A 14,290-nucleotide genomic window follows, 5' to 3' on the forward strand; every position below is an offset into this window, starting at 1 on the left:
CACTTCGACTAGGAGGTCGTCATGGACGTCATCGAGGACGTCATGGTCATCGGCGAGGACCAGCCGCTGCGCGGCGTCCCCCGCGACGAGCACCTGCTGCTCTCGGCGCCGCACCCGGCGAACGTGCCGTTCAAACTGTGGCGCGACCACCCGCCGCTGTCCGTGGTGCATTTTCCGCAGGAGTACGCCGCCCAGCCGTTCGCCCCGCCCCGCGGCGTCTACGAGAACGACGTGATCCGCGTCGAGTGGCAGACCATGGACAACCGGCAGCCGTTCTACCACCGCAACTGCGACGTGGACGAGATCTCGTACCAGATCGCCGGTGAGCGCACCCTCATGACCGAGCTGGGCGTCATCGAGCACCGGCCGGGCGAGTTCTCCCACATTCCGCGCGGTGTCGCCCATGACAACTACGGGCGCCGCGAAAGCCACCTGCTCTTCTACCTTCCCGCGCCGGTCGCCGAGCTCGTGCCGCCGCGGCATGAGTCGCGGCCGGTGTTCCCGCCGTTTCCCGGTTGGCAGCCCGGGGCGGTGAACGAGGCCGTCACCCAGTGCATGGGGACCCCGCAGCACGATGTGGCGGTGTTCGGAGTGGACGAAGAGAAGCTGCTCCACCAAGTGCGGGCCGAGTCGGACCGCATCGGCGTGCTGCGCGGCGAGTCCGACGGCTCCGATGGCGGGGTCACCTGGCTCTACGGCTGCGCGGGCGTCCGGCTCGGGACTTTCGCCACCGTTCCCGGCGGCGCGCGGCGCTATCGCCGGACGCTCGACGCCGACGAGATCCAGTACCAGGTCAGCGGCAGGCGCACCCTGTTCACGCAGCTCGGGGTGGTCGACCTCGGTCCCGGTGACTTCGTCCGAGTGCCGCTGGGTATCGCGCACGCCAGTGTCGCCACCGAGCCCAGCCTGCACCTCAGCCTGCTGTCGCACCTTGAGCTGCCCCAAGTCGCCGAGACCACCCGGGTCGCCGAAACCTCTGCGCCAGAACGGCTTGACCGCATCGACGCGGGAGCCCACCGATGACGACAATGCTTGCCCTGCGCGCCCACGACGGGGAAACCGTGACCCTGGACCGTGTCCCGGTGCCGGAACCCGGTCCGCTCGACGTGGTGGTCAAGATCGCCGCCGCCGGTCTCGCGCCGGGCATCGTCCGGCTGCTGGCCATGGGCGCGGTCAAGCATCTGCCCACCACGCTCGGCCACGAGGCCGCGGGCACGGTCGCCGCGGTCGGCGCCGCTGTCCCCGGGATCTCCGGTATCGCCGTCGGGGACCGGGCGCGGGTGCATCCGAACCTGAACTGCCGGGACTGCGACTACTGCCGCACCGACCGCGACATGATGTGCGCCCAGCAGGCCATGATCGGCCATGCCGCGTTCGGCGCGGCGACGCCGCTCTACGACCAGTACCACGACGGCGGGCTCGCCGAATACATTCGGGTGCCGCACTGGTTGATCGACCATCTGCCCGACAACGTGAGCTTCGACGTCGCGGCCAAGGTGCACGACCTGGCCAACGCGGTGCGGGCGCTCAAGTGCGCCGCCCTGCCCGCGGCGGCCACCGTCGTCGTCACCGCGGCGACCGGCACGATGGGCACCGCCACGGCCAAGCTCGCCGCGCACTTCGGCATCGCCCGGCTCATCCTGGTCGGCCGGGACCGCGATCGCGTCGACGCGGTCGCCGCGCTGGCCGGAACCTTTGCGACCAGCGGGATAGCGACCAGTGACCTGCCCGAGGACTGGGCGGCCACGGGCGGGCTCACCGCGCTGCTGCGTGAGCAGGCGCCGGACGGCGCGCACGCCGTCATCGACTTCATCCCCGACGGCGCGGCCACCGCCCAGGCCATGGCGGCGCTGGGCACGGGCGGCACCTTGGTCCACATGGGAGCGAACCACACACCGTTGGCGTTGCCCCCTTCGCGATGATGACGCACTGCTGGCGTTTCGTCGGCACCCGGTCCTGCACCCGCACCGACGCCAGGGACGTGCTGCGCGTGTTGGGCAGTGGCGCGGTCACCGCCGACGAGCTGATCACCCACCGATTCCCGTTGACCGAGGCGACAACGGCCATCGAGGCCATGGGTCGCCGCACCGAACCCATGTGGATGACCGTCGTCAACCCCTGACGTGAGGATCACTGATGCGCCTTACCCACTTCGGACACGCCTGCGTGCTGGTCGAGCCCCCCGGCGGCGGGGCACGCGTGCTGCTCGACCCCGGAACCTATTCGCACGACTTCGAGAGCTTGCGCGACCTCGACGCCATCCTCATCACGCACTCCCACCCGGATCACCTTGACGCGGGCCGGGTGCGCGTCCTGGCCGCGAACAATCCACAAGCGACAATCGTGCACAGCCCCGCGGCCGCGCTGGACGGCGTGACGACGACTTCAGCCAGTCCCGGCGACAAGCTCATGGTGAAGGACATCGAGATCACCGTGACAGGCAGCGGACAACACGCCTGTGTGCATGCCGACCTGCCCGGTACGGACAACAACGGCTACCTGATCGACGGTCTCGTGCTGCACCCCGGCGACGCCTTCGATCCGCCGCCCGGGAACGTCGACGTGCTGCTCGTCCCAGTGGGCGCGCCGTGGCTGAAGATCGGCGAGGCTGTCGACTACGTCCGCGCCGTCGCACCGCGCGTCGCCGTGCCGATCCACCAGGCCGGACTCGCGCCTGTGCACCAGCAGATGCATTACCAAGTGCTGCGCGACCTCGTCGCCGCCGAGGTCGTCGTCCTCGACCACGCCGCGCCCCGCGCCCTGTGAACCGGATGGGAAGATGAACCACCCAAGGCAGTTGGTGGCACAGGCCTGCCACGCCCTAGCCGCGGCCGGGCTGGGCGACCTGGTGTGGGGCCACGCGTCGGTCCGCGATCCCGACGGCCGCGGCGTCTGGATGAAGGCGTCCGGCTGGGGATTCGAGGAAATCGACGCCGACCGGGTCGTGCTGGTCGCGCCTGATGGGTCCATTGTGGACGGATCAGGCAGTCGTCATCTGGAGTACCCGATTCACACCAAGATCATGGCCGCCCGGTCCGATGTGGGCGCCGTTGTGCACACCCATGCCCCGGCGCTCGCCGCGTTCGCCTCGCTGGACACCGACCTCAAGCCGCTGTCGCACGACGCGGTCCCGTTCACCTACCCGCAGCTTCCGCGCTTCACCGACACCGGCGCCCTCATCGCGACCGCCGAACTCGGCGCCGCGCTCGCCGGGCGCCTCGGCGGGGCCAATGCCGTCCTCATTCCCAACCACGGCGCGGTGACGGCTGGCCCGGACATCGAGTCCGCCGTGATGCACGCGGTGCTGCTTGAACGCGCCTGCCGCACACAATTGCTCGCCATGAGCGCAGGCGGCCCAGTGCTGTGGTCGGACGAAGCCGAGACACACGCCAAACGCGACCAGGTGTGGAACGCCCGCCAGATGCGCGCGGGCTGGGAATACCTGGTCCGCCAAGGCGAACACCACCGTCGACACGGTTCCTAACAAGAAGATCGGAGTAAGGCTATGGGTATCACGCAGCTAGGCCACACCGGACTGTGGGTCTACGACCTGCCGAAGATGCGGGACTTCTACGAGCGGATCTTGGGCCTGACCGTCACCGACGAGGACGCCGACCTGGGCATCGTGTTCTTCAGCTCCCGCCCGGACGAGGAACACCACGAGTTCGTCCTCCAAACCGGCCGCACGTCCGCGATCGGCGACAAGCAGCAGCACCAGATTTCCTGGCGGGTCCGCGACCTCGAAGACATCCGCGCGTTCCACCGGGTGTTCGCGGAGGAGGGCGTCGAGGTGCAGCAGGAGGTGTCCCACGGCAACGCCTTCGGCATCTACTTCTTCGACCCAGAAGGCAACCGCAACGAGGTCTACCTCCGCATCGAGCGCGACGTGCGCCAGCCCTTCCGCAAAACCATCGACTTCGGCATGCCCCCCAACGAAATCTGGGCCGAAGCCGAACGCCTCCTCAACGACGGCGGCGAAGCGTACCGACCAGTCCAGTGATCTTGGACCTCGTTGGTCACCTGCCCTGATCAAGAGGCTCATCGACCGGGAGCACATCCTGTCCGGCGCCGCCGAGCGGGAAAGTGTGTTGAGCCCGCTGCCACTCGTCAGGTGATCGAGGACCGGTGCACCCGCCTGGCGATCTCCGCGTCCAGCGGACTCATGTCGTCACTTACCGGAGCCGATGGCCGCCACCACCGGAAATCCAGGGCCTCGTCGTTCACGACAAGCCGAGGCACGGTCTGGAGTTCAACCCGATAGACAGCAAGGAGTTCCCGACGCGCAGGCTTGACGAGGTCGAACTCGGCAACCGCGGCGAAGGACAGGTCAACCCCGTGGATGCCAGTCTCCTCCCGCAGTTCTCGTACCGCGGTCTGACGCGCGGTTTCCCCTCGCTCTCGCATTCCCCCAGGCAGTTCCCACTGCTTTCGCCAGCTGTCGAACATCAGCAGAACGCCACCCGCATGAACAACGACGACCAGCGACGCAGGCGCGATCGTCTGCGCCAGCTCATCTTCCCCGACGAAACGAACGGCGACCAAGGTGTTACCGACACCATCACGGACCGGAAGCGCAGCCATGATGCCAATCCCATCGCAACACCGGCTGAGGCACCACGACGAGCACCGAGCACGCTGCGCACCAACCACCCGCAGGCGCTGGATCCGCGACAACGACCCCGAAGGCTGGACGGAGGCGGTCGAGTTCGACCACGCATCAGCCACCCCCACCAGACCGGTCGGCACCTACGACTGATCACCGCCCACATTTCCCAGTCGCGCGCCCGCCGAGTCCAGGACGCTGTCCCCATGACACTCCCGACCCAGTGACGAGTCCAGCGCTCCCACCGCCGCCGAACTCCCGCGCTCTCAGACACGGAACCTGCCATTCGAACTCGTCCAGGGCGAGGTGTGGTCAGGATATGGCGGGAAGCGCGAGCGCGGCGTCGATCGTGGTGTCCAGGAACGCGAGAGTGTCGCGACGTCGGGCCAGTGGGTTGCGGTAGCCCCGGTGGCCTTCGGCGCCCTGGGTGCGCAGGTGCAGGCTTTCGGCGATGATGCGTTGCCAGCGTGGGTCGAACTCGTTGTGGGCGTATCGGCCCGCGCCGCATTTGGAGGTCATTGTTCCGGTGGCGAGCAGGTGGTGCAGCCTGCTCACGCCGAGGACGGCCCACACCGGGAACCACGGGCTGAGTCCGATGGCGAGCGACAGGGCGCTCCATCGCTGTTTCTGCTGCCACCATGGCCGCCAGTAGGAGCGGAGGTTGTCCAGGGTGAACGCGCGCAAGGCACCCTGGTCGGCCCACAGGTCCAGCTCGGCGGGCTGTGGCCCGCGCACCGCGATCCCGTGCCAGGCCAGCTCGCAGAACATCACCGGGTTGACGCCGGACCGCCCGGCCGGTGTGAACCGGCCCTCCTGCGCGCAGGGAACATCAGGACAGCTATCCGGCCCGGCGGCGAGATCGGCCCAGGTGAGCACCGCACCGTCGAAATGCGGCCGGGGAAAGGCGGCCACCGTGCGGGCGTGCGCCTCGGCCAACGCCGCCATCTCCCGAGACCCGGGCTCCACACGCCCTCGGTGACCGCGACGACATCGATGTCGCTGGCCGTGCTGAGCCGACCACGACCGGCACCACGGGCATGAAAGTCACCCAACGCCACCGACCCGACCAGGTAGAAGCCCGCGACCAAGCCCGGCGCCAACTCCTCCACCACGGTCAGGAACAGCTCCACACTCCGACCGACCTCGACCGGAAGAACCTCATCAGGCACACCAAACAACCTACGCCCCCCACCACTCCGATCCGGCACGCCAGGACACCCTGGGTCGACAACTGCCCGGACAACTTCTTCCCACACCGCTGCCGTGGCCAGCTCGACCAAGTCGATCTCGACACGCCCACCAGGGTCACGGCACCCACGACTGATCACCACCGACACCGAACGCGCCTAGGACAGCCCACCCCAACGGCTGCTCACCCTGATCCTGCCGCTCCGGCGAACCGCTCACCGGCTCCGGGGCGCCTGCCGGGTGATTCTCCAGCCTGGAGCCACCGGAGGGGTTGGGGCTGTCAATCTGGATGTGTAGTATCCGGGATGTGCGGATGGGGCAAGGTGTCGAGTGGGGCGCGCACTGCTGTCTTCTGATCGCCTGGCTGGGCGAGGAGGGAGACGCGATCCCCACGGCCAAGCTGGCCGAGGCGTTCGACCTGCCGACCGCGTACTTGAACAAGTGTCTTCAGGCACTCTCGCGCGCGGACATCCTCGCGTCCACGGCTGGGGTCAAAGGCGGATTCCGGCTCAGCCGACCGCTGGAGAAGATCACGCTGCTGGACATCGTCCTTGCGATCGAGGGGACCGAGGACGCCTTTCGCTGTTCGGAGATCCGCCGGAACGGGATGGGGGCCGACCGGCCCGCCCGTGACTTCCTTCGCCCATGCGGCATCGCCACCGCGATGCGGCAGGCGGAGTTGGCCTGGCGTAGAGAACTGGCGGCGCGGACGCTGGCCGATCTGGCGCTCGACATCCCCAACGGGGCCAGGGCGCGGGCCAAGCGCTGGTACGCCGAAGCCAGGAACTGAGCGCGCGGTCGTCGTGAGATCGCGCGGCGGTTGAGGAGAATCTGGATGTCTAATGTCTCGATTGCGTCGAGGGGGACGGTCCAGCGGCAGGACCGCGGCCTCGGCTCGACGCTGGTGCTCGCACTCGGCACCTTCGCGGTCGGCACGGACGCCTTCGTCGTCGCGGGCTTCCTGCCCACCATGGCGCAGGATCTCGCGGTGTCTTCGGCCGCCGCCGGCCAGAGCGTCACAGTTTTCGCGATCGCCTACGCGGTGCTCGCGCCGCTTGTCGCCACGGTCACCGCGCGCGTTCCCCGGCGACGCCTGCTGGTGGCCGCGCTGGTCGTGCTCGGCGCGGCCAACGTCGGTTCTGCGCTTGCGCCGAACCTCGCGGTCCTGCTGGCGAGCCGGGTGCTCGCGGCGGCGGGAGCGGCGGCCTACACCCCCAACGCGGGTGCGGCAAGCGCGTCGCTGGTGCGGCCGGAGCTGCGCGGCCGCGCGCTGTCGGTGGTCATCGGCGGGCTCACCGCGGCCACGGCGCTGGGCGTCCCGCTCGGCGACCTGGCGGGCCAGTGGTTCGGCTGGCGGATCGCGCTCTGGCTGGTCGCGGTGTTGAGCGTGGTGGCCGCGGTGGGTGTCGCGCTCATCATGCCGCCGCTGCCGGGCAGCCCGGCCGTCCCGCTGAGAGTCCGGCTCGCCGCGCTGCGCCGACCCGGGGTGCTGACCGTGCTGCCGCTGACCATCCTGGGCATGGCCGCCTGCTACACCGCCTACGCCTACGCGGTCCCCGCGCTCGGCGCGGTCGGGGTGCCGGAATCGTCGGTGACGGTGATGCTGCTCCTCTACGGTGTCGGCGCGGTGTTCGGCAATCTCGCCTCCGGCTACTGCACCGACCGCTGGGGCTCGGTGCGGGTGCTCACCGCCGCCTATGGGGGTATGGCCGCCTGCCTGGCGGCGCTGGCCTGGATCGCCGAAGCGCGGGCCGCGCTCCCCGTCATCGTCGGCTTCCTCGCCCTGGTGTGGGGCGCGACGAGTTGGACGCAGACACCCGCCCAGCAACATCGCCTCATCGCGGCGGCGCCGCGGGAGGCTCCGCTCGTGGTCGCGCTGAACTCGTCGTCGATCTATCTGGGAATCGGAGCGGGAACCGCCGTCGGCGGCCTCCTGCTGACCGTCGGTCCGCCCGCGATGTACCTCTCGGGAGCCTGCCTCGCCGTATTTTCCCTGATCTTCCTAAAAGCCACCGCACGTTCCCCGCAGGGCTGACCCACGGGGTTCCCGGCCGATGACAGTTCGGCCGGGAACCCGTGTTCGCTCATTCGCCGACGTCGGCAGGCATTCCACCGGTCAGTCGGATCAGCTCATCGAACGAGCTGGGAAACATGGTGTATTTGCTGCCCGCACCCGCCCAAATTCGGTCGTATTCCTTGAGCGCGGTGTCGACCACTGTCCGAATCGGCCTCGGATGCCCGATCGGAGCGACCCCGCCGACCGGTTGACCGGTGTGCTCCAGCACGAACTCCTTGCTCGCACGACGGGGTTTCGGCAGGCCGAGCAGCACAGCCACCTTGTCAAGGTCGACCCGGTGCGCACCGCTGGCGATGACCAGCAGTGGCTCCCCGTCGACGGTGAACACAAGACTGTTGGCGATCGCGCCGACCGGGCAGCCCAATTGGGCGGCGGCATCGGCCGCGGTCGGCATCGGCTCGGCGAACTCCACGACCTCACCGGTCGCGTTCTTATTCCGCAGCGTCTTCGCAACCTGCGCAACGGCTTCATCCATGAATGAATGATAAGCGAACCCGGATGGCGGGAATGTCGCGGGGGGCACATCACCCTTGACCGTCCGAGGCGTTCCAGTTATGTTCGTCGGCGCATGCCCGTTGGGCGACTAGGGCCTGCGTGCGACTCAATACTTCATACATCAGACCGTACTGCGCTGGGGGAAGTATGAACAATGGGGTCAATTCCAGCATCGCGTTCACCGAGAGAACCCGGGGAACCTTCCTGACGCTGCCGAAGCGCGGCGCCGTGGGGGTCGGCACGGCCACTGGACACCATGGCGAACTGCTCCAAGGCGTCTTCCTCGACCGGTTCGGCTCACCGCGTCGGGGCTTGGTCACCCTGCCCTTGCACGACCGGGAGAGCGTCGCGTCCTTTGTGGCCACTCCAGGGCCGGGCGCTGGGCGGGTCACAGTCTCCCCGCCAGACAAGGAAAAAGCCCGCCGGGCCGCCGAGCTGGCCATTGAGTCGTGCGCCCACCGCACCCGGACCTCGTCGGTCGACGGCCACTTGGAGCTGGACACCGCCCTGCGGAGCGGGCTGGGCATGGGCGCCTCCACCTGTGACGTCGTCGCCGCCATTCGCGCGGTGGCGCACTGCTACCGAGTTCGGTTGTCCGCCAACGAGATCGCCAGGGTGAGCGTGCTCGCCGAGCAGGCCTCGGACTCGATCATGGTCGAGGACCGGGTGGTGCTCTTCGCCCACCGGGAAGGCGCCGTGCTGGAGAGCCTCGGCGCCGAGTTGCCGCAGATGATCGTTGTCGGCTGCCTGGTGGGCGCGGAGGCGACTGTCGACACCCTGGCGTTGCCGCCCGCCGAGTACGACGCCGACGAGCGGGCGCGTTTCACCGTGCTGTTGGCCGCGCTGCGGCGCGGCGTGCAGGCGGGCGACCTCAACCTGATCGGCCGGGTGGCGACCGCCAGTGCCCGGATCAACCAGCGCTTTCTGCCCAAGGACGAACTGGACACCCTGATCGAGATCGGCGAATGGAGTGGAGCGGCAGGTGTCCAAGTCGCGCATAGCGGCACCGTCGCCGGTCTGCTGTTCGACCCCGCGCGCCAGTCGGTGTGGACCGATGTCGAGGCGTGCGTCGCCGCGCTGCGCCGCGCTGGCGTCACCCTCACCGAGACCTTCACCCTGAACCCGGCCAGGAGAGTGGCATGACCGGCACGATCGCGTTCGAAGAGATCACCGAGGCCACGGTGCGGCCGCAGGTGGTGCGGCTGAGCCGCAACCTGTACGGCGCCGTGTTCACCCTGATGAAACTCGTCCCAGCCCGGCATATCCTGCGCCAGGCCGTCCAGCGTGGCGACCTCGGCAAGGACACCCTGATCGCCGAGACGACCTCCGGCACGTTCGGACTCGCGCTGGCCATGCAGGCCGCCCTGCTGGGCCGTGACCTCGTCCTGGTCAGCGACCCGGTGATCGACGCCGACCTGCACCGGAGGCTCACCGATCTCGGCGCCAGGGTGGAAATCGTGCGCGAGGTCGCGGCGAACGGCGGCTACCAGGGCTCGCGGCTGGCGCGACTGGCCGAGATCCGCGCCGCGCATGAGGACACCTTCTGCCCCGAGCAGTACTCCAATCCGGATAACCCCCACTCTTACGCGCTGGTCGCCGAGACGCTGTCCGACGCGCTGGGCCAAGTGGACGTCCTGATCGGACCGGTCGGCTCCGGCGGGTCCATGTGCGGCACCAGTTCCTTCCTGCGCTCGGTCAACCCGGACATGCGGGCGATCGGCGTGGACACCCACCGCAGCGTCCTGTTCGGACACCAGGACGGCCCCAGGGCATTGCGGGGCCTAGGGAACAGTCTGCTGCCCGCCAACCTCGACCACACCGCCTTCGATGAGGTCCACTGGACGACCGCGGCCGAGGCCTACGCCTCGACCAGGGCGTTGCACCGGCGGCACGCGCTCTTCCAGGGACCGACCAGCGGCGCGGCGTTCCGGGTCGCCGAGCACGTCGCCGCCCGCGACCCCGAGGCGACCTGTGTGGTGATGTTGCCCGACCAGGGCTACCGGTACCTCTCCACGGTCTACAACGACGACTGGCTCGCCGCTCAGGGATACGATCTGGCCGCGGTCGCCGCCGAGCCTGTCGAAGCCGCGCACCCGGCTGTCGCGGCCGACGACTGGGCGTGGTTCGCCTGGAACAGGCGCACCCTCGGCGAGGTCATGGACCTGCTCACCCCGGCGCGGGTCTCCCGATGAGCGGTGACACCGGCAGGATCACGCGGCCGCTCGGGCCGCGGACGGCACGGCAGGTCTTCGGCTCACCCGGCCCGGCCGAGATCGCCGCCGAACTCGGCCAGACCACGCTCATCGACCTCGCCCATGTGGTGATGCTCGGCGAGCAGGGGCTGATCGACCACGCGGCGGCGCGCGCGTTGCTGGCGGAGATCACCCGCCTGCGCGCGGACGGTTTCGCCGAGTTGGTCTCGCTGCCGATCCCCCGCGGGATCTACCTCGCCTACGAGCGTCACCTCGCTGACCGGCTCGGCGAGGATGTCGGCGGGGTGCTGCACACCGGTCGCTCGCGCAACGACATGAAAGCCACCGCTACCCTGATGCGGCTGCGGAACTGGCTCCTGGAGTTCACCGAGCAGGCCACCAGGCTGGTCGCGGTCCTGCTGTCCAGAGCAGAGCGACACGCCGACGCGGTGATGCCGGTGCACACCCACTTCCAGGCGGCCCTGCCGATCACCTACGGCTACTACCTCGTCGGGGTCGCCTCGGCGCTGATCAGGGAGATCGAGTACCTACGGGACGCCGCGCGGGAATTGGCGCGCTGCCCGATGGGGGCGGGCGCCGTCGCGGGCACCGACCTGCCGCTCGATCCGAGCCGGGTCGCGGCGCTGCTGGGCTTCGCCGCCCCGCCCCTGCACGCGCTCGACGCCATCGCCAGCCGCGACGTGCCGCTGCGCGTGCTCGCCACGGCCACCGGGGCGGCTGTGGTGCTGAGCAGGCTCGGCACGGATCTGCAACTGTGGAGCACCGAGGAGTTCGGGTTCATCGAGTTCCCCGATCGCCTGGTCGGCGGCAGCTCGGCGATGCCGCAGAAGCGCAACGCCTTCCTGCTTGAGCACGTCAAGGCGGGAGCGGGCGCGGCGGGAGCGGCCTGGGCGGGCGCGGTCGCGTCGATGAAGAGCACACCGTTCACCAACTCCATCGAGGTCGGCACCGAGGGCGTCGGCTTGATCTGGCCCGGTCTCCACGCGACGACCAAGACGGTCCTGCTGTGCCAGGTCCTCGTCAGTGGCGCGCGGCCCCGCCCCGAACGCATGCTGAGCCGCGCGGAGGACGGCTTCACCACCGCGACGGCCGTCGCCAACCACCTTGTCCGCGGCGGCGTCGCTTTCCGAACCGCCCACCACGCCGTGGGCGCCGCCGTGCGGGAGGCCCTGGCCCGAGGTGAGCACAGGCTGTCCGCGGACGCTGTGGCGTTGCGGGAGTTCGCGTTGCCCACCGACCTTGACGAGCCGGAAAAAGCCGTACGGCAGGCCAGGGTCGGGGGCGGGCCGGGTGCGTGGCGCGCCGCGTTCGACGACGTGCGCGCCCGGCTGGCGGACATACGACGATGGCGTGCCGCGGAGCGGGCCCGGCTCGACCACGCGGATGCCGAACTGGATCGGGCGGTCGCCGTCCTGGCGGAGCGCGCCTTGGTGGTGAGCGGGAAATGAGCGAGACAGCCGTGGCTTTCATCGAGAGCAACACCACTGGCTCCGGCAGACTCTTCTGCGCGGCGGCCGTGCGGCGCGGTCTGCGTCCGGTTGTGCTGACCCGCGACCCGGCCCGATATCCGTATCTGGAACTCGACGGTGTCGACTCGCTCATCGTGGACACCGAGGACCGCGCCGAGGTGCTGCGCGCCTGTGCGCTGCTGAGCCCGCTCGCGGGCGTGACCTCCAGCTCGGAGTACTACATCGGCGTCGCCGCGTGGGCGGCCGCCGAGTTGGCCCTGCCCGCGGCGGACCCGGCCGCGATCGAGCGCACCAGGGACAAGAGCAGGCAGCGCGCGGCGCTGCGCGCGGGTGGCGTCCCAGTTCCCGGTTTCCGCGAGGTGGCTGACCCGGCGGGCGCTCTGGCCGCGGCGACCGAACTGGGACTGCCGGTGGTGCTCAAACCGGTCAACGGTTCCGGGTCGCTCGACGTGCGGCTGTGCCGCACTCGCGCGGAAGTCGCCGAAACCGCCGTCCGCCTGCTCGGTCGTCGGGAAAACGACCGAGGACTGCCCGTCACGCCCCGGGCGCTGGTCGAGCAGTACGTCAGCGGGCCTGAGTTCTCCGTTGAACTGTTCGACGGCGAGGTCGTCGGCGTCACCGCGAAGCACCTCGGCCCACCGCCGGACTTCGTGGAAGTCGGCCACGACTTCCCCGCACCGCTCACTGGGGCGGCCGAGGCCGAGGTCACCGGCTGCGCCAAGGCCGCGGTCCGGGCCCTCGGGCTCACCTGGGGCGCGGCGCATGCCGAGCTGAGGCTGTCCGAGACGGGGCCGCAGATCATCGAGGTGAACCCGAGACTCGCGGGCGGGATGATCCCCGATCTCGTGCTCGCCGCCTACGGGATCGACCTGGTCGACTGTGTCGTCGCCCGGGCCTGCGGCGACCTGCCCAAACTGGGCAGGCTGCGCGACGAGCACGCCGCGATTCGCTTCCTGTTGGCCCCGGAGGACGGCGCGATCGCCGAGATCGGCGGAATCGAGGCGGCACGGGCGTGTCGGGCGGTCCGCTCGGTCGCCGTGACCGCGAAGCCGGGCGACCGGATCGTCCTGACCCGGTCGTTCAAGGATCGGATCGGGCTGGTCATCACCGCCGACCGCGCCGCGGCGGTCGCGACCGCCCAAGCTGACCTCGCTCTCAGCCTGCTGGCCGTGCGCATGCGTGACCATGACGAGGACGGGACATGATCGAACTTCGCAGCGACACCTTCACCCTGCCCAGCCCCGCTATGTGGCGGGCGATGACAACCGCCGAACTCGGCGACGACGTCTATGGGGAGGACCCGACCGTCCGGCGATTGGAGGAGCGGGCGGCGGAACTGGTCGGGCAGGCGGCCGCGCTGTTCGTGCCCAGTGGCACGATGGCGAACCTCTGCGGCGTGCTCGCCCAGGCCGATCGCGGCCGGGCGGTGATCGCGGGCGACCGCTCCGACCTGTACTACTTCGAGGCAGGCGGCCCGTCGGTGCTCGGCGGCGTCGTCCTGCGCGGCGTGCCGAACCTGCCGGACGGGACACTCGACCCGGCAGCGGTGAGCGGCGAGTTGGACCTCGATCGGTCCGACGCGCAGTTCGCCGTCCCAGCTCTGTTGTGCCTGGAAACCGCGCACAACATGTGCGGTGGTGTCCCACTGCCGCTCGAATATCTCAAGCGGACGCGGGCGCTCGCCGACGAGCACGGCGTCAACCTGCACATCGACGGCGCCCGTGTCTTCAACGCCGCCGTGGCTCTCGGGGTTCACGCGAGCGAGATCGGCCAGTTCGGCGACTCGGTGCAGTTCTGCCTGTCCAAGGGACTAGGGGCGCCGGTGGGGTCGATTCTCGCCGCCTCGGTCGAGACCGTGGAGCGCGCCAGGCGGATACGCAAGATGCTGGGCGGTGGCATGCGGCAGGCCGGTGTCCTCGCCGCCGCGGGCTTGGTGGCGCTGACCGACATCGAGGAGCGGATGGCGGACGACCAGGCGCACGCCGCCGAGTTCGCCCGCCTGCTCAGCGACTGTGAGGCGATCGAGGCGCGCCACGCCGTGCCGCCGACCAACATCGTCTTCTTCCGGGTGGCGGGAGCGAGCGAGCATCGGGTGTTCCTCCAGCGGTGCGCCGAGCAAGGCGTGCGGTTGCTGGAGTTGGAGACGGGATGGGTTCGGGCGGTGTTCCACAACGGAGTAGCCGGGCCACAGGTGGCGCGGGCGGCCGACATCGTCCGTGCGGTAGCGCGAAGCGTCCGCTGAGCG

16 protein-coding genes are annotated in these 14,290 nt (G+C 69.7%); 13 read left to right on the plus strand and 3 right to left on the minus strand.

Features of this window, described 5'->3' with window-relative positions; translation table 11 throughout:
• Positions 1 to 21 precede the first annotated feature (21 nt).
• Genes ACZ6SD_RS13710 through ACZ6SD_RS13735 form a run of 6 tightly spaced genes read left to right on the plus strand, consistent with a single transcriptional unit; the run spans position 22 to position 4,000 of the window.
• Positions 22 to 1,023 carry a hypothetical protein gene (locus tag ACZ6SD_RS13710; RefSeq protein ID WP_465317265.1) on the plus strand — a complete coding sequence of 334 codons (1,002 nt, stop codon included), beginning with the start codon at positions 22 to 24 and terminating at the stop codon, positions 1,021 to 1,023.
• A complete protein-coding gene (locus tag ACZ6SD_RS13715) occupies positions 1,020 to 1,922 on the plus strand; it encodes an alcohol dehydrogenase catalytic domain-containing protein (protein WP_465317266.1) in 903 nt (300 codons plus the stop codon). Before ACZ6SD_RS13710 ends, ACZ6SD_RS13715 begins: the two co-directional genes overlap by 4 nt.
• Entirely contained in the window at positions 1,919 to 2,122 is a 204-nt protein-coding gene (locus tag ACZ6SD_RS13720) for a hypothetical protein (protein WP_465317267.1), read from the plus strand. Before ACZ6SD_RS13715 ends, ACZ6SD_RS13720 begins: the two co-directional genes overlap by 4 nt.
• 14 nt (positions 2,123 to 2,136) lie before the next feature.
• On the plus strand, positions 2,137 to 2,766 hold the full coding sequence (locus ACZ6SD_RS13725; protein WP_465317268.1) for an MBL fold metallo-hydrolase: 630 nt from the start codon (positions 2,137 to 2,139) through the stop codon (positions 2,764 to 2,766).
• Positions 2,767 to 2,800: 34 nt separating this feature from the next.
• Positions 2,801 to 3,484: a class II aldolase/adducin family protein gene (locus ACZ6SD_RS13730; protein WP_465317269.1), complete on the plus strand. Its 684-nt coding sequence runs from the start codon at positions 2,801 to 2,803 to the stop codon at positions 3,482 to 3,484.
• A 21-nt stretch (positions 3,485 to 3,505) separates the two neighbouring features.
• Positions 3,506 to 4,000 carry a VOC family protein gene (locus tag ACZ6SD_RS13735; RefSeq protein WP_465317270.1) on the plus strand — a complete coding sequence of 165 codons (495 nt, stop codon included), beginning with the start codon at positions 3,506 to 3,508 and terminating at the stop codon, positions 3,998 to 4,000.
• A gap of 107 nt (positions 4,001 to 4,107) precedes the next feature.
• Here ACZ6SD_RS13735 and ACZ6SD_RS13740 read toward each other — a convergent pair whose 3' ends face one another.
• Positions 4,108 to 4,581 (minus strand): NUDIX hydrolase, encoded by a 474-nt coding sequence (locus ACZ6SD_RS13740; protein ID WP_465317271.1) that lies wholly within the window; start codon positions 4,579 to 4,581, stop codon positions 4,108 to 4,110.
• A gap of 334 nt (positions 4,582 to 4,915) precedes the next feature.
• On the minus strand, positions 4,916 to 5,569 hold the full coding sequence (locus ACZ6SD_RS13745; RefSeq protein ID WP_465317272.1) for a hypothetical protein: 654 nt from the start codon (positions 5,567 to 5,569) through the stop codon (positions 4,916 to 4,918).
• Positions 5,570 to 6,104: 535 nt separating this feature from the next.
• On the opposite strand from ACZ6SD_RS13745, the gene ACZ6SD_RS13750 reads away from it, so the two are divergent.
• On the plus strand, positions 6,105 to 6,581 hold the full coding sequence (locus ACZ6SD_RS13750; protein WP_465317298.1) for an RrF2 family transcriptional regulator: 477 nt from the start codon (positions 6,105 to 6,107) through the stop codon (positions 6,579 to 6,581).
• A gap of 45 nt (positions 6,582 to 6,626) precedes the next feature.
• Complete coding sequence (locus ACZ6SD_RS13755) at positions 6,627 to 7,826, plus strand: MFS transporter (protein WP_465317273.1); 1,200 nt, start codon at positions 6,627 to 6,629, stop codon at positions 7,824 to 7,826.
• Positions 7,827 to 7,875: 49 nt separating this feature from the next.
• Here the strand turns inward: ACZ6SD_RS13755 and ACZ6SD_RS13760 are convergent, their stop codons facing one another.
• On the minus strand, positions 7,876 to 8,343 hold the full coding sequence (locus ACZ6SD_RS13760; RefSeq protein WP_465317274.1) for a YbaK/EbsC family protein: 468 nt from the start codon (positions 8,341 to 8,343) through the stop codon (positions 7,876 to 7,878).
• A gap of 167 nt (positions 8,344 to 8,510) precedes the next feature.
• On the opposite strand from ACZ6SD_RS13760, the gene ACZ6SD_RS13765 reads away from it, so the two are divergent.
• From ACZ6SD_RS13765 to ACZ6SD_RS13785, 5 genes are read left to right on the plus strand one after another with little or no spacing between them, the layout of a single operon-like run.
• On the plus strand, positions 8,511 to 9,506 hold the full coding sequence (locus tag ACZ6SD_RS13765; RefSeq protein ID WP_465317275.1) for a GHMP family kinase ATP-binding protein: 996 nt from the start codon (positions 8,511 to 8,513) through the stop codon (positions 9,504 to 9,506).
• On the plus strand, positions 9,503 to 10,555 hold the full coding sequence (locus ACZ6SD_RS13770) for a pyridoxal-phosphate dependent enzyme (RefSeq protein WP_465317276.1): 1,053 nt from the start codon (positions 9,503 to 9,505) through the stop codon (positions 10,553 to 10,555). Before ACZ6SD_RS13765 ends, ACZ6SD_RS13770 begins: the two co-directional genes overlap by 4 nt.
• Entirely contained in the window at positions 10,552 to 12,024 is a 1,473-nt protein-coding gene (argH, locus tag ACZ6SD_RS13775) for an argininosuccinate lyase (RefSeq protein WP_465317277.1), read from the plus strand. The genes ACZ6SD_RS13770 and argH overlap by 4 nt, the downstream gene beginning before the upstream one ends.
• Entirely contained in the window at positions 12,021 to 13,250 is a 1,230-nt protein-coding gene (locus tag ACZ6SD_RS13780; protein WP_465317278.1) for an ATP-grasp domain-containing protein, read from the plus strand. Before argH ends, ACZ6SD_RS13780 begins: the two co-directional genes overlap by 4 nt.
• Positions 13,247 to 14,287: a GntG family PLP-dependent aldolase gene (locus tag ACZ6SD_RS13785; RefSeq protein ID WP_465317279.1), complete on the plus strand. Its 1,041-nt coding sequence runs from the start codon at positions 13,247 to 13,249 to the stop codon at positions 14,285 to 14,287. The genes ACZ6SD_RS13780 and ACZ6SD_RS13785 overlap by 4 nt, the downstream gene beginning before the upstream one ends.
• Positions 14,288 to 14,290 lie beyond the last annotated feature (3 nt).

It is taken from the genome of Actinokineospora sp. NPDC051303 (assembly GCF_055586285.1).